Source organism: Streptomyces sp. NPDC033966 (genome assembly GCF_055575955.1).
Genome location: NZ_JBVIRQ010000006.1, coordinates 542,318 through 563,608 on the forward strand (window position 1 = coordinate 542,318; position 21,291 = coordinate 563,608).

General features: G+C 71.5%; 13 protein-coding genes. 2 read left to right on the top strand and 11 right to left on the bottom strand.

The features are described 5' to 3' along the window. Positions 1-25 precede the first annotated feature (25 nt). The 5 genes from ACZ518_RS20685 to secA all read right to left on the bottom strand — a co-directional run bounded on the left by ACZ518_RS20685 (position 26) and on the right by secA (position 11,633). Entirely contained in the window at positions 26-4,993 is a 4,968-nt protein-coding gene (locus tag ACZ518_RS20685; protein ID WP_469114418.1) for an NAD-glutamate dehydrogenase, read from the bottom strand. A 366-nt stretch (positions 4,994-5,359) separates the two neighbouring features. Next, on the bottom strand, positions 5,360-6,040 hold the full coding sequence (locus tag ACZ518_RS20690) for an HAD family hydrolase (RefSeq protein WP_469114419.1): 681 nt from the start codon (positions 6,038-6,040) through the stop codon (positions 5,360-5,362). Then, the gene (locus ACZ518_RS20695) at positions 6,037-6,537 is read right to left on the bottom strand and encodes a DUF6912 family protein (protein WP_469114420.1); all 501 of its coding nucleotides are present in this window, start codon (positions 6,535-6,537) and stop codon (positions 6,037-6,039) included. Before ACZ518_RS20695 ends, ACZ518_RS20690 begins: the two co-directional genes overlap by 4 nt. 63 nt (positions 6,538-6,600) lie before the next feature. Next, entirely contained in the window at positions 6,601-7,050 is a 450-nt protein-coding gene (locus ACZ518_RS20700) for an Rv3235 family protein (RefSeq protein ID WP_469114421.1), read from the bottom strand. A gap of 1,790 nt (positions 7,051-8,840) precedes the next feature. Continuing rightward, positions 8,841-11,633: a preprotein translocase subunit SecA gene (gene secA, locus ACZ518_RS20705; RefSeq protein WP_469114422.1), complete on the bottom strand. Its 2,793-nt coding sequence runs from the start codon at positions 11,631-11,633 to the stop codon at positions 8,841-8,843. 227 nt (positions 11,634-11,860) lie between these two features. Here secA and ACZ518_RS20710 point away from each other — a divergent pair, with 227 nt between their 5' ends. Both ACZ518_RS20710 and ACZ518_RS20715 read left to right on the top strand, forming a co-directional pair. Then, complete coding sequence (locus tag ACZ518_RS20710) at positions 11,861-12,451, top strand: GNAT family N-acetyltransferase (RefSeq protein WP_469114423.1); 591 nt, start codon at positions 11,861-11,863, stop codon at positions 12,449-12,451. 9 nt (positions 12,452-12,460) lie between these two features. Further along, positions 12,461-13,627 (top strand): winged helix-turn-helix domain-containing protein, encoded by a 1,167-nt coding sequence (locus ACZ518_RS20715; protein ID WP_469114424.1) that lies wholly within the window; start codon positions 12,461-12,463, stop codon positions 13,625-13,627. A gap of 57 nt (positions 13,628-13,684) precedes the next feature. Here ACZ518_RS20715 and ACZ518_RS20720 read toward each other — a convergent pair whose 3' ends face one another. From ACZ518_RS20720 to mtrA, 6 genes are all read right to left on the bottom strand, one after another. Next, on the bottom strand, positions 13,685-14,416 hold the full coding sequence (locus ACZ518_RS20720; protein ID WP_401252267.1) for a response regulator: 732 nt from the start codon (positions 14,414-14,416) through the stop codon (positions 13,685-13,687). A gap of 186 nt (positions 14,417-14,602) precedes the next feature. Further along, positions 14,603-15,298 carry a ribosome hibernation-promoting factor, HPF/YfiA family gene (hpf, locus tag ACZ518_RS20725; RefSeq protein WP_469114425.1) on the bottom strand — a complete coding sequence of 232 codons (696 nt, stop codon included), beginning with the start codon at positions 15,296-15,298 and terminating at the stop codon, positions 14,603-14,605. Between the two features lie 368 nt (positions 15,299-15,666). After that, positions 15,667-16,416: a ComF family protein gene (locus tag ACZ518_RS20730; RefSeq protein ID WP_469114426.1), complete on the bottom strand. Its 750-nt coding sequence runs from the start codon at positions 16,414-16,416 to the stop codon at positions 15,667-15,669. Between the two features lie 121 nt (positions 16,417-16,537). After that, positions 16,538-18,412 (bottom strand): LpqB family beta-propeller domain-containing protein, encoded by a 1,875-nt coding sequence (locus ACZ518_RS20735; protein ID WP_469114427.1) that lies wholly within the window; start codon positions 18,410-18,412, stop codon positions 16,538-16,540. After that, entirely contained in the window at positions 18,399-20,372 is a 1,974-nt protein-coding gene (gene mtrB, locus ACZ518_RS20740) for an MtrAB system histidine kinase MtrB (RefSeq protein WP_469114428.1), read from the bottom strand. Before mtrB ends, ACZ518_RS20735 begins: the two co-directional genes overlap by 14 nt. A gap of 1 nt (position 20,373) precedes the next feature. After that, on the bottom strand, positions 20,374-21,063 hold the full coding sequence (mtrA, locus tag ACZ518_RS20745; RefSeq protein WP_007264442.1) for a two-component system response regulator MtrA: 690 nt from the start codon (positions 21,061-21,063) through the stop codon (positions 20,374-20,376). Positions 21,064-21,291 lie beyond the last annotated feature (228 nt).

The window sequence follows — 21,291 nt, forward strand, 5'->3', positions numbered from 1 at the left end:
GTACCGTCACCGGTCGCGCGGGCGGCTACGCGTGCGTGCGCAGCAGCGAACGCATCGTCCGCATCGCCACCGACAGGTTCGCCAGGTCGAAGTCGTCCGAACCCCGGATCTCGTCCAGGGTCGTCCGCGCCCGGCCGATGATCGCCGCGTTCTTCTCCTCCCACGCCTTGAAGCGCTCCTCGGGAGTGGAAGAGCCGTTGCCCACCGCCAGCACGTCGGCCGTCAGCGCCGCGTGCGCCGCGAACAGGTCCTCGCGGATCGACGCGCGGGCCATCGACTGCCAGCGGTCCGACCGCGGCAGCTCGATGATGCGGTCCATCAGCTGGGTGATGTCCAGGCGGTCCGCCAGGTCGTAGTACACCTCGGCGACGGACAGCGGGTCCACGCCCGTCCGGTCCGCGATGGCGACGATGTCCAGCGTCGGGAACGCGGACGAGAAGCCGGCCACCTTCGCCGCGAGCTCCTCCGGCACGCCCTCGCCGGTCAGCTCGTCCATGATCGACTGGTACCACTCCAGGTCCGCGCCGCGCACCAGCTTCGGCAGCTCCGACCAGACCTCCGCCACCCGGGCCCCGAAGAGCTCGATGGTCTCGGTGATCTGCAGCGGCTGCGGCCGGTTGTTCAGCAGCCAGCGGGTACCGCGCTCCACCAGGCGCCGCGAGTGCAGCCGCACCCGCGTCTGGACGTCGGCCGCGACCTTGTTGTCCAGCGCCTCGACCGCGTCCCACACGTCGGCCAGGCCGAAGATCTCGCGGGCCGCGAGCTGCGCCCGGACGATCTCCTCCGTGGACGCGCCGGTCTCCTCCCGCAGACGGTGCAGGAAGGTCGAACCACCGGTGTTGACGGTGTCGTTGACCAGCAGGGTGGTGATGATCTCCCGGCGCAGCGCGTGCCCGTCGATCTGCTCCGGGAACTTCGCGCGCAGGGCGCCCGGGAAGTACGCGTGCAGCAGGCGGCGCAGGTACGGGTCGTCCGGCAGCCCGGTGTGGATGAGCTCGTCCGCCACCGTGATCTTGGTGTAGGCGAAGAGCACCGCCAGCTCCGGCTGGGTCAGGCCCTTGCCGGTGTTGAGCAGCTCGCGGATCTGCCGGTCGTTGGGCAGGAACTCCAGCTGGCGGTCCAGCAGCCCGTCCCGGCCCAGGCGGCGCATGAAGCGCTGCTGGGCGTGGAGCAGGCTCGGGGCCTGGGCGGCGCCGTTCGCGAGGGCCGTGTTCTGCGCGTAGTTGTTGCGCAGCACCAGCGAGCCGACCTCGTCGGTCATCTCGGCGAGCAGCTTGTTGCGCTGCTTGACGGTCATGTCGCCGTCCGCGACCACCGAGTTCAGCAGGATCTTGATGTTCACCTCGTGGTCGGAGGTGTCCACGCCCGCGCTGTTGTCGATGGCGTCGGTGTTGACCTTGCCGCCCTCGCCGCCGGCGCCGGTGCGGGCGAACTCGATGCGGCCCAGCTGGGTCAGGCCCAGGTTGCCGCCCTCGCCGACGACCTTGGCGCGGACGTCGGAGCCGTTGACGCGGATCGCGTCGTTGGCCTTGTCACCGACGTCGGCGTGCGTCTCGGCGGTCGCCTTGACGTACGTGCCGATGCCGCCGTTCCACAGCAGGTCCACGGGGGACTGCAGGATCGCCTGCATCAGCTCGGCCGGGGTCATCTTGGTGACGCCCGCCTCGATGCCGAGGGCGGCCCGCATCTGCGCGTTGACCGGAATGGCCTTGGCGCTGCGCGGGTGGATCCCGCCGCCCGCCGACAGCAGCCCGGTGTCGTAGTCCGCCCACGAGGAGCGCGGCAGCTCGAACAGGCGCCGGCGCTCCGCGTACGAGGTCGCCGCGTCCGGGTTCGGGTCGATGAAGATGTGCCGGTGGTCGAAGGCCGCCACCAGGCGGATGTGCTCGGAGAGCAGCATGCCGTTGCCGAAGACGTCGCCGGACATGTCGCCGACGCCGACGACCGTGAAGTCCTCGGTCTGGGTGTCGTGGCCCAGCTCGCGGAAGTGCCGCTTGACGGACTCCCAGGCGCCGCGGGCGGTGATGCCCATGCCCTTGTGGTCGTAGCCGGCCGAGCCGCCCGACGCGAAGGCGTCGCCCAGCCAGAAGCCGTACGACTCCGCGACGCCGTTGGCGATGTCGGAGAAGGTCGCGGTGCCCTTGTCCGCGGCGACGACGAGGTAGGTGTCGTCCTCGTCGTGGCGGACCACGCCCTTGGGCGGCACGACCTCGCCGCCGACCATGTTGTCGGTGATGTCCAGCAGCGCCGAGATGAAGATCTTGTACGAGGCGATGCCCTCGGCGAGCCACGCGTCGCGGTCCACCGACGGGTCCGGCAGGTTCTTCGCGACGAAGCCGCCCTTGGCACCGACCGGCACGATCACCGTGTTCTTGACCATCTGCGCCTTGACCAGGCCGAGCACCTCCGTACGGAAGTCCTCGCGCCGGTCGGACCAGCGCAGACCGCCTCGGGCCACCTTGCCGAAGCGCAGGTGGACGCCCTCGACGCGCGGGGAGTACACCCAGATCTCGAACGCGGGGCGCGGGGCCGGCAGGTCCGGGATGGCCTGCGGGTCGAACTTCATCGACACGTACGAGTGCTGCTCGCCCGCCTCGTCGAGCTGGAAGAAGTTCGTCCGCAGGGTCGCCTTGATCAGCGTCAGGAAGGAGCGCAGGATGCGGTCCTCGTCGAGCGAGGCGACCTGGTCCAGGGCCCCGTCCAGCTCCTCCATCATCGCGTCGATCAGCTCGGTGCCGGCGGCCTGGCGGCCCGGCGACATCCGCGCCTCGAAGAGCGAGACCAGCAGCCGCGTGGTGTGGACGTTGTTGCGGAGGGTGTCCTCCATGTAGTCCTGGCTGAAGGTGGAGCCGGCCTGGCGCATGTACTTGGCGTAGGCGCGCAGCACGACGGCCTGACGCCAGGTGAGGCCGGCGCCCAGGACGAGGGTGTTGAAGTTGTCGTTCTCGGCGGCGCCGGTCCACACGGCCGCGAAGGCCTCCTGGAACCGCTCGCGCGCGTCGTCGCCGAGGTAGGCGCCCCCGTTGCCCGTGGACAGCGGCATCCGCAGACCGAAGTCGTAGATCCAGGCGCTGACCCGGTCGCTGCGGCGCAGCTCGTACGGCCGCTCGTCGGTGACCTCGACGCCCAGGCGCTGGAGGACCGGCAGGACCGCGGAGAGGGAGACCTGCTCACCCGTGCGGTAGATCTTGAAGCGGCGCTCGCCGGGGCCCGCGCCGACGGGCTCGTACAGCGACAGCGCGAAGGGGCGCTCGCTGGCGGACAGCTTCTCCAGGTGGCACAGGTCGGCCACGGCCGCACGCGGCGAGTGGTCGGCCTTGTAGCCCTCGGGGAAGGAGGTGCCGTACTTGCGGCTCAGCTCGGCGGCGCGCTCCTCGCCCAGCTCGGCCGTCAGCGCCTCGCCGAAGCCGTCGGCCCAGGAGCGGGCGGCCTCGACCAGGCGGGCCTCGACGCGCTCGACGTCGGCGTCGGTCAGCAGGGGCAGCTCGGTGCCCTGCGGGACGCGGACGACGAAGTGGATGCGGGAGAGGATGGACTCGGTGTTCCAGGCGGTGAAGTCGACGCTGGTGCCGCCGAGCTCCTCCTTCAGGATGTCCATCAGACGCAGCCGGACACCGGTGGTGAAGCGGTCGCGCGGCAGGTAGACGAGCGCCGAGTAGTAGCGGCCGTACTCGTCCTGGCGCAGGTACAGCCGCAGCCGGCGGCGCTCCTGCAGGTACAGCACGGAGGTGGCGATCTCCCGGAGCTTGTCCACCGGGGTCTGGAACAGCTCGTCGCGCGGGTAGGTCTCCAGGATCTGGAGCAGGTCGCGGCCGTCGTGGCTGGACGGCGAGAAGCCCGCGCCCTCCAGGACCTCGGACACCTTGCGGCGGATCACCGGGACGCGGCGCACCGACTCGGTGTACGCGGCGGAGGAGAACAGGCCGAGGAAGCGGCGCTCGCCCACGACGTTGCCGTCGGCGTCGAACTTCTTCACGCCCACGTAGTCCAGGTACGAGGGACGGTGCACAGTGGCGCGGCTGTTGGCCTTGGTCAGCACCAGCAGGCGGTGCTCGCGGGCCTTGGCGCGGGCGTCGGCGGGCAGCCGGTTGAAGGACGGCGAGACGGGGTGCGCGTCCTCCTGGCCGTGGTGGACCGGGTCGGAACGCAGGATGCCGAGGCCGGTGCCGGGCACGGCGGAGAGGGCGTCGCCGTCGACGAGGTTGTACTCGCGGTAGCCGAGGAAGGTGAAGTGGTCGTCGGACAGCCAGCGCAGCAGCTCACGGGCCTCTTCGAGCTCGTACTCGCGCAGGTCCGGAGCGGTGGGCTCGTTCGGCAGCTCGTCGGCGATGCGCAGCGCGGCGTCGCGCATCTTCTCCCAGTCCTCGACGGACTCGCGGACGTCGGACAGGACGCGCAGCAGGTCTCCGGTGATCTGCTTGAGGTCGGCCTTGTCGGTCTCGCGGTCGATCTCGACGTGGATCCAGGACTCGACGAGGGAGTCGTGGGGGCGCGCGGTCTTGGGACCGTGGGCGTCGCAGTCGGGACCGAGGATCTCGATCAGCTTGCCGGTGACGTCACGGCGCACGACGACCTGCGGGTGGATCACGACGTGGATGCCGCGGCCCTGGCGGGACAGCTCGTTCGTCACGGAGTCCACGAGGAACGGCATGTCGTCCGTCACGACCTCGACGACCGAGTGGCTGGAGGTCCAGCCGTTCTCCTCGACCGTGGGGGTGTGGACGCGGACGTTCGCGGTGCCCTGCGGCCGGGTCTCGGCGAGCCGGTAGTGGGAGAGCGCCGCGCCGAACACGTCGACCGGATCCCGGTCGGCGAGGTCCTCGGGGGCGGTGTGCAGGTAGTAGCGCTGGAGGTAGGAGAGCGTCGTGCCCTGATCGGGGCGCTCACCGTGCTCGGACCCAGTCGGAAGTAGCCCCCCGGCCGGGCTGTTCTCAGCTACCCGTGCCGCCCGCGCGAGCAGCTCGGCCTTTGCTTCGTCCAGCTTGGTCTGCATGTCCTCTGGCTCCTGTCGCGCGCCATTGCGTGACGTAGGTGGTGAAGGAAGGAATGACAAAGCGCCGCGATGAGGCGGGATGTCCGTCCGGATCGGTTTTCGACGCCGCGGCGTCGGGAGAGCCGCCGGAGAGGGATTCGACCGTGATCGACAGGTCCCGGCGGCGGGGATCAGCGAAGGCCCGGCCGCGGAGACGCGCCGGGCGCGGGTCGGGGGCGTCAGTGCCCCCGATGACTATCGCGCTGATCACGGGTACAAGGCTATCTCGCCCTACCCCCCGGTCGTCATTCACTGCATCTGTACAAAACCGGGGGTAAAACCTGGACAGTCTGGCCAGAGCCTTGGCCGGAACGGTCCGTTACCGGCCTATCCGGCCAGCTCACGGGCCATGGCGACGGCCTCGGCCAGGGTGTCCACGACCGGGACCCCGGCGGACTGCAGGCTGGCCCGGCTGTGCGATCCGCCCGTGTACAGAACGGCGTGCGCCCCTACGTGCCGCGCGGCCGTCGCATCGTCCACGGCGTCCCCCACCAGGACCGTACGGAGGGCGGTCACACCGGCTGCCTCCAGTGCGGCCATATGGCGTACGAGGTGCCCGGCCTTTGACGTGTGCGAGGGCCCGACGCGCCCGTCGACGCGCAGGAAGTGCACGTCGATGCCGTGCTCGCGGACCAGGGGCACGAGCTTCTCGTGGGGCGCGAGGGACAGCAGGGACTGGGTGAGCCCGTCCGCCTGCCAGCCCCGCAGCAGCTCCCGCGCCCCCTCGGCGAGCCCCGCGTCCTCGGCGGCGGCCCAGTAGTGACGGTGGAACGCCTCGTCCATCACGGCCCACTCGGCGTCCGTGGGCAGCCGGCCCATCAGCCGCTCGTAGAACTTCGGCACCGGCACGACGTACAGCTCGCGGTACCGCTCCAGCGTGATCGGGTCGAAGCCGAACTCGGCGAAGGAAGCGTTGGTCGCGGCTATGACGGCGTCGATGTCGTGCAGCAGAGTGCCGTTCCAGTCCCACACGATGTGGGCTGCACCGGCCTTCGTCCCGGTGTTCATCCCAGCAGCCCCGGGATCTCCTGGACGCCGAACCACAGCAGCTCGTGGTCCTCGGCGCCGTCCACGGTGAACTGCGCGTCGCCGTCCCCCGCATCGGCGGCCGCGAGGGCCCCGGCGGCGGCCGCGACGTCGCCCTCGGCGTCATCGGCGTCGGCGTGCACGGCGGCGGCCACCTTCAGCCGCACGGCCGCGGCGAGGGTGACCTGCCCGAGGGTGGCCTCGTCCAGCCCGGGCACGGCGGTGGCGGCCTTTTCGTCGACGTCGACCGCGACGACGACCCGCCGGCGGGGGGCGGCCGCGTCGGCGGCCAGCATGCGCAGCGAGGCGAGGGCCGCCCGGCTGAGGGCCGCGTACTCCAGCTCCTCGATGTCGTCCGACACGTACCACTCGCGCAGCCCGGGCGTGACGGCGTACGCACGGAGCGGGGCGGGCCCCAACTCCCCCGCCTCGTGCGCCTCGGCGAGCCCGGGGAGGGTCAGGGGGACGTACACGCGCATGGCCGGCTGCTTTCGGTAGTCGGAAAACGCCCTCAGGATACGACCCGGTCCCGGGGGCGGGGCCTACGGCCTCGGGCCCCGGACCTCCACCGCCGCGCACCGCCACCGCCGGTCGGGGCCCTGCTCCAGCCGGAACGCCATCGCCGAGACCCGGTCCCCCGTCGCGATGCGGGCGAAGGCCTCGATCACCCCGGGGCCGGGGTGGAAACGGCCGCAGTGGCGCAGCACCGGGCGCAACCGGTCGCGCAGCGGCCCCGCGGGGGCGAGGGTGACCAGCTGCTCGTACGCCTCGCCCACCGTGAGGCCGAGCAGCGAGTGGACGGGCCGCTGGCCGCTCAGCACCGCCAGCAGGCGCTCCGCGAACCAGTCGTGGGGGGCCAGCCTGCGCACCTGCCGCGGCACCCCCGCCGGACGCCGCTGGTCCCGCCGCCCGGCGGGCCGGCTCCTGCCGGACCCCCCGGGCCTGCTGCGACTGCCCTCGCCGCCGACCGTGCCGCGCGTGGTGGTGTCCATGGTGATTCCCCCGATCAGACCGAGCCCGGCGGTACCAGGCGGTAACTTGATGCGGGTTTTCTACGACCGCCGAACACGCTCCGCAACCGCCGCCGGGCCCCTGAACCCACCCCGCCGAGGTTCACCTATCCGTGTGGCGACCCCCCGCCCCAAAGCCCCCGAACACCCCCGCAACGCCCCTCAGGTGGACGCCGGAACCCCCGCCCCGAAGAGCTCGATGGAGTACCCCCGCATCACCCTCCCGGCCCCACGCGGCCCCACCCGCGGCCGACGGCCACGGTCACTCTCCGCACGCGGGGTGCTCACGGTGGGGGCCGGCCATCTCCCCCTCGAGGGACGGGGGCCGCGCGGCGGCTGCCCACCCACCTCCTTGTCTGCGGGCCGGGGGGGGCGGTCCGGCGGCCCGGCGGCCCGGGGAGCGGCACCCCCTCGGGCGGTCTCAGGGAGGCTTGGGGGCTTCCCGTCAGTCCCATCGTCCTTCCGGTTCGGGCCGGTCCCTCAAGAGCGCTCCCTTCGGTCGCGTCGCTACGCGATGTCGCTTCGCTCCACTCTTGACCGACCGACCCGCCCCGGAAAGCCGAAAGACTGCCGGGAAACCCCCAAAAGAACGGTCACGGGGCAGGGGAGGAGGAGCGGCTCCCTCAGCGATGAGGCGACGGGGCTGCGCCTTGGCCGGCCGGGCATCCGGGCCCTCAAAGGTCGCGCTTCCGGGCCGGGGCGCGACTACCCGCACGAGAGGCTGATCAGAGCGACCTACGGAGCCCCCAGACGCGCCAGATCGCTACGCGCTTCTCATTTATCAGCGTCCGTCGACCGTCCTGGGCTGATACCCGCACCAAATGACGACCAGAGCAGCGCGGGAAGCGCATGGGCGCGCCAGATCGCTACGCGCTTCTCCCATCTCGGCGGCCGGCGGCCGCCTTGAGCTGGCCATAGGCCACACAGGAGACCAACTCGCCCCTTTTGTACCCATCTGGGAGGCCTTGGCGAGGGTGGAAGGCCCCCTCTCGGAGTCTGCGGTTGAAAAGGACACTCTCAGACTCCGACAAGCCGCCGAAGGCCCTGCGAGAGGCGCCATTCGCCCCTCGAAAGCGCTCGCCCGCCCCTTTCCCGCCCACCCCAGCCCCAGACGGCCGTCCGACGCCGAGACGGGAGAAGCGCGTAGCGATCTCACGCGCCCATCCGATCCCTGAGCTGCTCTGATCAACCTCTGGTGCGGGTATCAGCCCCGGACGGTCGTCGGACGCCGAGACGACAGGAGCGCGTAGCGATCTGGGGCGCCTGGGGGCTCCGCAGGTTGCTCTGATCAACCTCTCGTGCGCATGTCGCGCCCCGGGCCCGGAATCCGGCATCACGGGCCCGGATGCCCGGCCGGCCAAGGCCCGACCCCTCGCATCGTCACTGAGGGAGCCGCTTGCCTTCTCCTGCCCCGTGACCGTTCTTTTGGGGGCTTCCCGGCAGTCTTTCGGCTTTCCGGGGCGGGACGGGCTGTCAAGGGTCGCCGAAGGCGATCACGAAGTGACGCGACCGCAGGGAGCGCCCTTGACAGGCCGGCACGACACGGAAGGACGATGGGACTGACGGGAAACCCCCAAACCAGCTGCGAGACCGCCCCGCCACGACACCGCTCCCCCCGCCCCCGGACCTGCACCCGGAGGCGGGTGGGCAACTACCGCCCGGCCCCCGCCCCTCGAGGGGGAGAGGGCGGGCCCGCACCGCGAGTCGGCAACGCGGCCGGGGCCGGACACCCTTCGGTGTCCGGCCCCGGCCGGGTGTTGCTTCGTATCGCGTTACTTCTTGCGGCGGCGGCCGCCCGAGGCCTTCTGGGCCTTGCGGCGCTCCGCGCGCGTCATGCCGTCGCCGGCGGCGTCGGAGTCGAAGTCGCCCTCGACGACGCCGCCCTCACCGTCGACCGTCGGGGCGGAGAAGTGCAGGCGGTCCGGGCGCTGCGGGGCGTCCAGGCCCTTGGCGCGGATCTCGGGGCGGGCCGACGGGACCGGCTCCTTCACCATGGAGGGGGCCGTGTCCTGCACCGGGAGCTCCTCGACCTGCTGCTCGACCTGGACCTCCAGGTTGAACAGGTAGCCGACGGACTCCTCCTTGATGCCCTCCATCATGGCGTTGAACATGTCGAAGCCCTCGCGCTGGTACTCGACCAGCGGGTCCTTCTGGGCCATCGCACGCAGGCCGATGCCCTCCTGGAGGTAGTCCATCTCGTAGAGGTGCTCGCGCCACTTGCGGTCCAGCACCGACAGGACCACGCGGCGCTCCAGCTCGCGCATGACCTCGGAGCCGAGGGCCTTCTCACGCGCCCCGTACTGCTCGTGGATGTCGTCCTTGACGGACTCGGCGATGAACTCGGCGGTGATGCCCGCGCGGTCGCCGGCCGCCTCCTCCAGCTCGTCCACCGTGACCTTGATCGGGTAGAGCTGCCGGAAGGCGCCCCACAGCCGGTCGAGGTCCCACTCCTCGGCGAAGCCCTCGACCGTCTCGGCCGAGATGTAGGCGTCGATGGTGTCGTCCATGAAGAAGCGCACCTGCTCGTGCAGGTCCTCGCCCTGCAGGACGCGGCGGCGCTCGCCGTAGATGACCTCGCGCTGGCTGTTGAGGACCTCGTCGTACTTCAGGACGTTCTTGCGGGTCTCGAAGTTCTGGGTCTCGACCTGCGACTGCGCGGACGCGATCGCGCGGGTCACCATCTTGTTCTCGATCGGGACGTCGTCCGGCACGTTGGCCATGGCCATGACGCGCTCGACCATCTGGGCCTTGAACAGGCGCATCAGGTCGTCGCCCAGCGAGAGGTAGAAGCGGGACTCGCCCGGGTCGCCCTGGCGGCCGGAGCGGCCGCGGAGCTGGTTGTCGATGCGGCGCGACTCGTGGCGCTCGGTGCCCAGCACGTACAGGCCGCCGAGCTCCTTGACCTCTTCGAACTCGGCCTTGACGGCCGCCTCGGCCCTGGCGAGCGCCTCGGGCAGGGCGTGCGCCCACTCCTCGATGTGCTCTTCGGGGTCGAGGCCGCGCTGGCGCAGCTCCGCCTCGGCGAGGTCGTCCGGGTTGCCGCCGAGCTTGATGTCGGTACCGCGGCCGGCCATGTTCGTGGCGACGGTGACGGCGCCGCGGCGGCCGGCCTGGGCGACGATCGTGGCCTCGCGCTCGTGCTGCTTGGCATTGAGGACCTCGTGCGGGATGCCGCGCTTGGAGAGCTGCTGCGAGAGGTACTCGGACTTCTCGACCGAGGTGGTGCCGACGAGGATCGGCTGGCCCTTCTCGTGCTTCTCCGCGATGTCGTCGACGACGGCGGCGAACTTGGCGACCTCGGTCCGGTAGATGAGGTCGGCCTGGTCCTTGCGCTGCATGTCCCGGTTGGTGGGGATCGGGACGACGCCGAGCTTGTAGATCTGGTGGAACTCGGCGGCCTCGGTCATGGCCGTACCGGTCATGCCGGACAGCTTCGAGTAGAGGCGGAAGAAGTTCTGCAGGGTGATCGTGGCGAGGGTCTGGTTCTCGTCCTTGATGTCCACCCCTTCCTTCGCCTCGATCGCCTGGTGCATGCCCTCGTTGTAGCGGCGGCCGGCGAGGATACGGCCGGTGTGCTCGTCGACGATCATGACTTCGCCGTCGATGACGACGTAGTCCTTGTCGGCCTTGAAGAGCTCCTTGGCCTTGATCGCGTTGTTGAGGTAGCCGACGAGCGGGGTGTTCACCGACTCGTAGAGGTTGTCGATGCCGAGCCAGTCCTCGACCTTGGCGACACCGGCCTCGTGGATGGCGACGGTGCGCTTCTTCTCGTCGACCTCGTAGTCGCCGGTCTCCTCGATGCCCTTGAGCGGGTTGCCGGCCTCGCCCTTGGTCAGGCGGGTGACCAGCTTGGCGAAGTCGGCGTACCACTTGGTGGCCTGGTCGGCCGGGCCGGAGATGATCAGCGGGGTGCGGGCCTCGTCGACGAGGATCGAGTCGACCTCGTCGACCACGGCGAAGTTGTGGCCGCGCTGCACCAGCTCGTCCTGCGACCACGCCATGTTGTCGCGCAGGTAGTCGAAGCCGAATTCGTTGTTGGTGCCGTACGTGATGTCGCAGTCGTACTGCTCGCGGCGCTGGGCCGGCGACATGTTGGCCAGGATGCAGCCGATGGACAGGCCCAGGAACTTGTGGACGCGGCCCATCATCTCGGAGTCGCGTTCGGCGAGGTAGTCGTTCACCGTGATCAGGTGGACGCCCTTGCCCGAGAGGGCGTTGAGGTACGCGGGGAGCGTGCCGACGAGGGTCTTGCCCTCGCCGGTCTTCATCTCGGCGACGTAGCCGAGGTGCAGCGCGGCGCCGCCCATGATCTGTACGTCGTAGTGCCGCTGGCCGAGGACGCGCTTGGCGGCCTCACGGACGGTGGCGAAGGCCTCCGGCAGCAGGTCGTCCAGGCTCTCGCCGTCCTGGTAGCGCTGCTTGTACTCGTCCGTGAGCGCGCGCAACTCGGCGTCGGAGAGGTTGACGAAGTCCTCTTCGATGGAGTTGACCTGGTCCGCGATGCGGTGCAGTTTGCGCAGGATCTTGCCTTCGCCTGCACGCATGAGCTTGTTGAAGACGGACACTGAGGCTGGTCTCCTTGCCGGTCGGGCCTGGGCACTTTACGTACACGGGCACGGCAGGTGGGCCCCACCGCAACGGCCATCGTAAGCGAGGACGTGGTCGCGTCGGGAGGTCCGCCGTGTCCGCAGGGCACGGGCGCCCGGAATGAGAACGTACGGGGGACGGATTCGGTGCCGGTGTGGACGAAAACCCCTCGCCCGGGTTACTCCGGCGCGGCAACAATCCGTTCATGGAACCCGTCACTCTGACCACCGGGCGCCTCCTGCTGCGCCCCTTCGCCCCCTCGGACGCCGACGAGGTGTACGCCGCCTGCCAGGACCCCGAGATCCAGCGCTGGACGATGGTGCCCTCCCCCTACGAGCGGGCGCACGCCGAGGACTGGGTCACGCGGGTCTCCCGGAGCGCCTGGCTGGAGGACCGCGAGTACGGCTTCGCCGTGCGGCTCGGGGCGGAGGGCGCCGAGGGACCGCTGGTGGCCGCCATCGGGGTGCACGTGCGCGGCCCCCAGGGGTACGAGATCGGCTACTGGGCCGCGAAGGAGCACCGGGGCAACGGCTACGTGGCCGAGGCGGCCACCGGGGTCGCGCGGTGGCTGTTCACCGAGGTCGGCGCCGGCCGGCTGGAGTGGCGCGCCGCCGTGGGCAACGCGGCTTCCCGGGCCGCCGCGGAGAAGGCCGGTTTCCGGTTCGAGGGGACGCTGCGCGGCGCGCTCGACCTCGGCGGCACCCTGCGCGACTGCTGGGTCGCCGGTCTGCTGCCCTCGGACCTCGGCCTGCCCTCGCGGCTGCCGTACCTGCCCGCTGTCAGTGCCACCCTCTAGGGTCGCGGCATGACGACGCTCTCGCTGTCCGCCGACGAGGCCCGCCGGATCGCCCTGCGCGCGCAGGGGTTCCTCGGGGCGCCCGACCGCCGGGGCGGGGTCCGGGGGGTGCTGCGCCATCTGGGCGCCGTGCAGCTGGACACCATCTCGGTCCTGGCGCGCTCGCACGAGCTGATCCCGTACGCGCGCCTGGGCGCGGTGGGCCGGGAGGCCGTGGAGAGGGCGTACTGGTCGGACAGCCACGCCTTCGAGTACTGGTCGCACGCGGCGTGCATCCTGCCGATCGAGGAGTGGCCGCACTTCGCGTTCCGCCGCCGGTCGCGTCGGGCGCGCGGGCACCGCTGGCACGTCCTGGAGGACAAGGACCGCTCGACGAGGGCGGTGCTGGACCGGCTGAAGGCCGACGGCCCGCTGACCTCGACCGAGCTGGGCGGCGCGAAGAACGGCGGCGAGTGGTTCGAGTGGTCCGAGACCAAGATCGCGGTGGAGTGGCTGCTCGACACCGGTGAGGTGGTCTGCTCCGAGCGGCGCGGCTGGAAGCGGGTCTACGACCTGGCCGAGCGGGCCGTCCCGGACGCGCTGCTCCACGACGACCTGGACGACGGCGAGTGCCTGCGCCGCCTGGTCGCGCTGGCGGGGCAGTCGCTGGGGGTCGGTACCCGCGCCGACATCGCGGACTACCACCGCCTCAAGGGCGAGCAGGTCGACGCGGTGATCGCGGATTCCGGGCTGGTGCCGGTGGAGGTCGAGGGCTGGGGGAAGCCCGCCTGGGCGGATCCTCAGGCGCTGGCCACGGTCCCGCGCGGCCGCCACCGTACGACCCTGCTGTCCCCGTTCGACTCGCTGGTCTGGGACCGGCCGCGCACGGAGCGGATCTTCGGCTTCGCGCACCGGCTGGAGGCGTACGTGCCCAAGCCGCAGCGGATACACGGGTACTTCGCGATGCCGCTGCTGGCCGGCGGGCGGCTTCAGGGGCGGGTCGACCCGGCCCGCGAGGGCCGCACGCTGGTGGCCCGCCAGGTCTCCCTGACGACGCCGAAGGCGGCGGGCGCGATGGCGGAGGCCCTGCGGGAGGCGGCGCTGTGGGTGGGCTGCGACGCGGTCCGCGTCGAGCGCGCACAGTCGCCGGCGGAGGCGGCCGCGATCACGGCGGAACTGGCGGCGCTGGGGGCCTGACGGCGACGGGCCGGCCGGCGCGCACCCCGGGCGTCCGCGTCCGGCCGCCGCGGGCGGTCAGCGGATCTCCAGGATCTTCTCCCGCATCGCGTACACGACGGCTTCCATCCGGGAGTGCAGCTGGAGCTTCTCCAGGATGTTGCGCACGTGGTTCTTCACGGTGTTCTCGGAGATGAACAGCTGCTTGGCGATGTCCCGGTTGTTCATGCCCGTGGCCACCAGCTTGAGGACTTCGAGTTCCCGGTCCGTCAGCCGCGGCGCCGGGACCAGCCGCCGTTCGTCGGTGCGCTGGATCATCGACTTGAACTCGGTGAGCAGCTTCGACGCCATCGACGGGCTGATCTGCGACTGGCCGTCCGCGACCGCGCGGATCGCCGTCGCGACCTCGTCCGTCGAGATCTCCTTGAGGAGGTAGCCGGTGGCACCCGCCTTGATCGCGTCGTAGAGGTCCGCCTCCTCGTCGCTGATCGTCAGCATGATGATCTTCGCGGAAGGGGCGACCTCCTTGATCGAGGTGCACGCCTCGATCCCGCCGCGCCGGGGCATCCGTACGTCCATCAGCACGATGTCGGGCAGCAGGTCGGCGGCCTTGTCCACGGCCTCCGCCCCGTCCCCGGCCTCGCCGACGACCTGGATGTCCTCCTCCTGGGCGAGGACGATCTCCAGTCCGCGCCGGAAGAGGGCGTGGTCGTCGACCACGAGCACCCGGATCGGCTCCCCGGCCGGGTCCTGCGCCCCATGACAGTCGGCGCCGTCGTCGTCGCGCGCCGGCCCGAAGCTGTCCGCCATCGTTCCTCCCCCTGCATGTGCTGAGCTGCTGGGCCAACCCGGCGGGGTCGGCCGCAGGTTGACTGCCCGACATGATTCCATGCCCGCGCTACGGGACGGGGTTCTGGCGGAATCCATATGGCTCATTCGAGTCATGCAGGTGCCCCTGCGGAACGCGGGGCGTTCCGCAGGGGCAATGGTTGAATTTCAGCCTCCGAGCGCGCCGCCCGCGCCCGCTCCCGAGGGCTCCGAGCTGGACGCCCCGTCGGGGTCCACGTGGATGACGCCGTAGTCGTAGGCGTGGCGCCGGTAGACGACGCTGGGCATCTTTGTCTCGGAGTCGACGAACAGATAGAAGTCGTGGCCGACCAGTTCCATTTCGTACAGAGCCTGATCGAGCGACATCGGCCGGGCCGAGTGGGTCTTCTCGCGGACGATGAGCGGGCCTTCGCCCTGCACCTCCAGGGAGCCGATCCGCTTGACCGGGACCCCTTCCTCCATGTCCTCGTAGACCGGCTCGCCGTTGCTGTTGAGGGTTGCGACGCCCGGCACGCGGTCGGCGACCTCGGCCGCCGAGATCCGTCCGGTGCCACGGCGGGTGAAGCGCTTGTCGTGCTGCTTGCGCAGCCGGGCCTCCAGCTTGTCCTGTGCCAGGTCGAGTGCCGCGTACGGGTCTGCGGCAGCGGCCTCGGCCCGGATCACCGGGCCCCGCGAGTGCAGGGTGATCTCCACGCGGTCGGAACGGTCGGCCTGGCGCGGGTTGTGCTCCTTGGACACCTCGACGTCCAAGCTGATCACCTTGGCGTCGAGCTTCTGGATCCGCTCCGGATTCAGCTTCTCGGCCACGTGCTTGCGGAACCGCTCGGGCACCTCGGTCTTGCGGCCCTTGACGACGATGTCCACGCAGAACTCCGTTCCCGGAGACCCCCGCCCTCAACGGCGGAGCGCCTCCCTTTCGCACCAGGCCCCGGTGAACACCGGAGCCTCGGACTTGGCGACTTTCACCTCCTCCTCCCCCATCGGCAAGATCTACATCCCACCGACTTCGGAGTAGAGAGAGCCCCCCTCACAGGTACTGCACACGAAGATTCCAATAAACGGACGGACTGCTGCTCCGATACCCGGGGCCGAAGGTTCGCCAGTTCCTCACAACCGAACATATCTCTCAAAGCCGGTTGTCGGCACCCGCTACCGGAACGTACCTCCGATCAGGTGGGTCTTCCCTCTTACTACCTGCAACGATGCGCATTCCCCAGTGGTTCCAAATCTATTCACAAGATTTTTGCTCTGTCCGGGTTGTCGCCGTTGTCGCCGTTCGCCGCGAAGGAACCGGCCGGAGCCGCCACCACGGCAGCAGCTTCCGCCCGCAGACCCGCCGCGCGCAATGCCCTCGCCGCCTCCGCGAGCGTGGCTCCGGTGGTGATCACGTCGTCCACCAGCACGATCCGAGCCCCCGCCGTCAGCGCGACCCCGTCCGGACGCACCTCCAGGGCCCCCGCGAGGTTCTCCTGCCGCTCCCGGGCCCCCAGGCCCGCCTGGTCCGCGACGGCCCGCCGCAGCCGCAGTACGGGCGCCACGCGCGCGGCCGCACCGGCCCCGCGCAGCCGCCCGGACGCGGCCAGGGCGATTCGGCGCGCCGGGTCGTGCCCCCGCGCCCGCACCGCCCGCCGCGCGGAGGGCGCCGGCACCAGCACGAGCTCCGCCCCGCCCGCCGCCCCGCAGGCGCCCGCACGGGCCACCGCCGCCGCCAGAGCGGCTCCGAGCGGGCCGGCCAGGGGCAGTGCCCCGCGCTCCTTGTGCGCCAGCAGGACCGCCCGTACGGCGTCCTCGTAGCGGGCCCCCGCGTACACCGCGGGCAGCCCCGCCGGACCCGCCCGCCGCACCGCGGGACGCACCCGCCCCGCGCCGGCGCCGCTCAGCGCGCCCCGGCAGGCCGCGCACAGCACCACGCGGGCGGCCCCGCAGCCGGCGCAGTCCGCCGGCAGGACCAGCCCGGCCAGCTCCCGCCACCACTCCCGCACGCGTCCACCCTGCCGCGCCGGGCGGAAGCCCGCGACCCCTGTGGACGAGCAGCCCCGGGAGACCGGGTGGAAGGCAGTCAGCCCGGGTGGACCGGCAGCCGGCCTACCCGGGGGCAGGCGGTCAGCCCGGGTAGACCGGCAGCCGGCCGCCCGCCGCCACCGTGCGCCACTGCGCGCCCGAGGGCAGCCACACGATGCCGTCCTCGCCGAACCCCACCACCGGCTTGCCCTCGTCCTCCGAGGCCGCGATCGCGCTCAGCCCCGTCGCGCCGGGCAGGCTCGCGGCGACCATCGACCCGTCCGACAGCATGTAGCGGGCCTGGTCCACCCCGCCGCTCTCCCGGCCCACCACCAGCAGCCGGCCGCGCGGCGCCCAGCTCATCGCCGTCACCTCCGCCATCTGCGGGGCCGCCGGGCGCAGCTCGCGCACCGAGATCCGGGGGGAGTCGCCCTTGCCCTCGGGCCGTTCGATCCGCCCGATGAAGAGGTTCTTGCGGGTGCCCTCCTTCTCCACGAGGAGCGCGATGCGCACCCCGTCCGAGGAGGCCTTCAGCCCGCTGATCTTCCCGCCGTCGAGTCCTGCGACGTCCACCTTCTGCGGGGTGCCGGTACCGGCGGGCACCCGCCACAGGCCCTGGGTCTGCGGGTCGAGGTCGGCGATCCACAGGTCGCCCTGGGCGTCCCAGCTGGGCGCGGTGAGCTTCCCGGACTTGCTGGTCAGCAGCGGCTGCTGCGGCATGGGACCCGCCGTCGTCAGCGTCACCACGAAGAGGTTGTGCCCGTCCTCGGAGACGACCGCGGCACGCTTCTCGTCGTACGTCACGGCCGCGGAACCCACCTTGAAACCGGCGGCGGTGGCCAGCGGGCCGGGGGCCGGCTCCGGCTTGTCCTGCTGCTGCTCCTCGCTGTTGGCGTCGAGCATCATCCGGACGAGCCTGGCGTCCTTGTCCACGTAGTACTGGTGCTCCGGCGACGGCGGCCGGTTGGCGACGGCCGCGGCGGCCGAACCGGTGACCCAGCACAGCGAGGACTTGCCGTCGGAGCGCAGCAGTTCGACCCGGTCGAGCTTGGAGGTCGTCAGGTCCCGGACGGTGTAGAGGAGTTGGGTGGCCATCTTCTGGCACTGCGGCTGCGCGACGTTCGCGGCGATGCCGTTGAGCGGGACGCGCAGCGTGTTCTGGCCGTCGTACGACAGGGACTTGGTGCCCTCGCGCAGTTCGCTGCCGGTGGGGAACGCGGTGGAGACGACCGGGCCGAGCCACTTGGACGGGCCGGCCAGCAGCGACTGCACGGTCTGCGTGGTCGGGTCCATACGGGAGTCGGGGTCGGTGCGCTGGCGCACGTACACCGGGTCGGCGACGAGGGTGTTGCCCGCGAAGTAGTACTTGTTGACCGGCTTGTAGATGCGCTGGAAGTCGGACTCGCTCAGGACGAGGTTGCTGGGCGGGGTCGCGATCCGCCACTGCTTGTTGACCTGGACCAGCTGGAGGTACTCCTCGTAGCGTCCGCCGCCGGTCTCCGGCTGGTACGCGCTGCGCTCGTCCACGGTCGCGAGCTTCTTGCCGTAGATCTTCCAGCGGGGTTCCTCGGACTCCTTGTCGCCCGGGGCGGGGACCCGGCCGAGGCCGGCGGAGAGCACGGTGACGGCCGAGCCCGGCCGCCAGTTCTCCGCGGCGCTCTGGGTGAGGTACTTGCGGGCCGTCGCGAGCTGCGGGTCGTCGCTGGTCATCGCTTCGAGGAAGCCGTCGACGATGTCGGCCGGGCTGGCCTTGTCGGCCGGCGGCACGCCGAAGACGCGGACCTGCGAGTCGACGCCCTGCGAGGCCTCCACCCGGCGGATCTCGCCGCGGTCGGGCATGGAGGCGCAGCCGCCGACCAGCAGGCCGACGGCTCCCAGGGCCAGCGCCACCAGGGTGCCCGGGTGCCGCCCGGCCGCCCGGGTCCGTTCGCTCCGTGCGCCCCGGCCGCCTGCCCGCGCGCGCTCAGCGTCCTCCACCGGATCCATCCTCCTGTGCTGCGCTCTGGTCGGCGGGCCTGGCCACGACGCGGGAGCCGTTGCCGGGCAGCGCCGTGGGGTCGGCGGGCACCGGCAGGGCGGTGGTGACCGCCGGCCTGGGCGGTATCGGGTCGCGGTCGGGGCGCTCGGTGCGCCCGTCGGGGTGGGTGCCGGGCCCGCCTGCGGCGCCCGCGCGCCCGGCGGCCTCGGTGGCGGCCCTGGCCCGGTTGCCGCGGGAGTCCTCGGGCTCCAGCGGGATCGGGGATCCGCGCAGGGGCTCGTCGGCGGTGCGGGGCAGGGTGAGGCGGAACTGGGAGCCGCCGCCGGGCTCGCCCCAGGCCTGGAGCCAGCCGCCGTGCAGGCGGGCGTCCTCGACGGCGATGGACAGGCCGAGGCCGGTACCGCCGGTGGTGCGCGCCCGCGCGGGGTCGGCCCGCCAGAAGCGGTTGAAGACGCGGGTGGCCTCGCCGGGCTTGAGCCCGACGCCGTAGTCGCGGACGGCGACGGCGACGGCCCCGCCTGCCGAGGCGAGGCGGACCACCACGTCGCGGCCCTCGCCGTGCTCGACGGCGTTGACGACGAGGTTGCGCAGCACCCGCTCCACGCGGCGGGCGTCGGCCTCCGCTATGACGGGCTGGGTGTCGCCGAGGACCCGGATCCGGGTGCCCTTGTGCTCCGCGAGCGGTTCGGCGCCGTCGATGACGCGGCGTACGACGTCCCGCAGGTCGATGGGCTCGGCCTGGAGGTCGGCGGCGCCCGCGTCGAAGCGGCTGATCTCCAGCAGGTCGGAGAGCAGCGACTCGAAGCGGTCGAGCTGTCCGGCGAGGAGTTCGGCGGAGCGGGCGGTGACGGGGTCGAAGTCGACGCGGGCGTCGTGGATGACGTCGGCGGCCATGCGTACGGTCGTGAGGGGGGTCCGCAGCTCGTGCGAGACGTCCGAGACGAACCGGCGCTGCAACCGGGACAGGTCCTCCAGCTGCTGGATCTTGTTCTGGAGGTTCTGGGCCATCTTGTTGAAGGCCTCGCCCAGGCGGGCGATGTCGTCCTCGCCGGTGACCTTCATCCGCTCCTGGAGCCGCCCGGCCGAGAGCCGCTCGGCGACCCCGGCGGCCATCCGGACCGGAGTGACGACCTGGCGCACCACGAGCCAGGCGATGGCGCCGAGCAGCACGACCACGAACACGCCGGCCGTGGCGATGGTGACCTTGACCAGGTTGAGGGACTCCTCCTCCTGGGTGAGCGGGAAGAGGTAGTACAGGTCGTACGGGTCGCCGTTGATGTCGGTGAGGCGCTTGCCGATGACCAGCGCGGGCTCCGGGGGCTTCTCCCCGGCCCCGGCGGTGTACCGGATCTGCCAGAAGGTCTTGAAGGTGCCGGTGGCGTGGTTGACGGACCGGCGCAGTGTGAGCGGGACGCTCGCGGTGGGGTCGACGTTGCCGGAGGCGCGGGCGCCCTTGACGCCCTGGGCGCCGGGGGCGGTCTGCTCGCCGGTGCCGGTGCCGGCGCCGAGGGCGACCACCTCGAAGGCGGTCTGTCCGCCGCTGGCGAGCTGCTTGACGAGCGAGTTCATCCAGGTGCTGGCGTCCCGGCCGACCTTGTTGTCGGTGGCGTCGGGGCCGTCGACGGCGAAGGGCGTGTTGGCCTTCTCCTGTGCGACCGCGAACCCTCCGGCGGCCTGGCTCTGGGCGGCCTCCTCCTTGGCGTCCAGGAGCCCCTTGGAGACCTGGGCGATGACGACGAAGCCGAGCGCGAGGACCACGGCGAGCGACATCAGCAGGGTGGCGGCGACCACCCGGAGCTGGATGTTGCGCCGCCAGATCCGGACAGCCGGAAGCAGCGGCCGGCGTACGAGGCGTACGAACAGCCGCAGGAGGGGGCCGCCGGGTGCTCCGTCCTGGAGCAGCCGGCCGCCCCGCAGGACTCCCCGCCGGGAGCCGCCCCGGGCCTTGCCGGGCTGCACGTCAGCTGGGTCCGGCCTTGTAGCCGACACCGCGCACCGTCACTACGATCTCGGGGCGCTCCGGGTCCTTCTCGACCTTGGAGCGGAGCCGCTGCACATGCACGTTGACCAGGCGGGTGTCCGCCGCGTGCCGGTAGCCCCAGACCTGCTCCAGCAGCACCTCGCGGGTGAAGACCTGCCAGGGCTTGCGGGCGAGCGCGACCAGCAGGTCGAACTCCAGCGGGGTGAGCGCGATGGAGGCGCCGTCGCGCTTGACCGAGTGGCCGGCGACGTCGATGACCAGGTCACCGATGACGAGCTGCTCGGGCGCGGGCTCCTCCGACCGGCGCAGGCGGGCCCGGATGCGTGCCACCAGCTCCTTCGGCTTGAACGGTTTGACGATGTAGTCGTCGGCGCCGGACTCCAGGCCGACCACGACGTCCACGGTGTCGCTCTTGGCGGTGAGCATGACAATAGGCACGCCCGATTCGGCGCGGATCAGCCTGCACACCTCTATGCCGTCCCGTCCGGGCAGCATGAGGTCGAGCAGCACGAGGTCCGGCTTCGCCTCCCGGAAGGCAGCCAGTGCCTTGTCACCGTCCGCTACGAACGACGGCTCAAAACCTTCTCCACGCAGCACAATGCCGAGCATCTCGGCCAGCGCAGTGTCGTCGTCGACGACGAGGACGCGTCCCTTCATGGTTGACATCATCCCATTAGCTAATCGTTACCCGGCGGTGAGCTGCCCCACAGCCAAAAGGGCTGGAAATCGCCCCTCGGACCTGCGTGGAGATCAGGACGACCAGTCTGCCCCGGATCCGCGCGACAATTGAAGGGCGAGCGGCACGGGATCCGGGGGACTCCCGGTGATCCGGGGACGGCCCGTCCGATCCGAGCGCCCCCATGGCACGATGGCAGCCGACCAGCGCGCCCGCCACGG

Excerpts from the sequence above, each read along its gene's own strand:
- ACZ518_RS20695 (WP_469114420.1), bottom strand. The coding sequence starts at position 6,537 with ATGCGCGTGTACGTCCCCCTGACCCTCCCCGGGCTCGCCGAGGCGCAC.
- ACZ518_RS20720 (WP_401252267.1), bottom strand. The coding sequence starts at position 14,416 with ATGGCGGACAGCTTCGGGCCGGCGCGCGACGACGACGGCGCCGACTGT.
- ACZ518_RS20685 (WP_469114418.1), bottom strand. The coding sequence starts at position 4,993 with ATGCAGACCAAGCTGGACGAAGCAAAGGCCGAGCTGCTCGCGCGGGCG.
- mtrA (WP_007264442.1), bottom strand. The coding sequence starts at position 21,063 with ATGATGTCAACCATGAAGGGACGCGTCCTCGTCGTCGACGACGACACT.
- ACZ518_RS20700 (WP_469114421.1), bottom strand. The coding sequence starts at position 7,050 with ATGGACACCACCACGCGCGGCACGGTCGGCGGCGAGGGCAGTCGCAGC.
- ACZ518_RS20690 (WP_469114419.1), bottom strand. The coding sequence starts at position 6,040 with ATGAACACCGGGACGAAGGCCGGTGCAGCCCACATCGTGTGGGACTGG.
- ACZ518_RS20715 (WP_469114424.1), top strand. The coding sequence starts at position 12,461 with ATGACGACGCTCTCGCTGTCCGCCGACGAGGCCCGCCGGATCGCCCTG.
- ACZ518_RS20710 (WP_469114423.1), top strand. The coding sequence starts at position 11,861 with ATGGAACCCGTCACTCTGACCACCGGGCGCCTCCTGCTGCGCCCCTTC.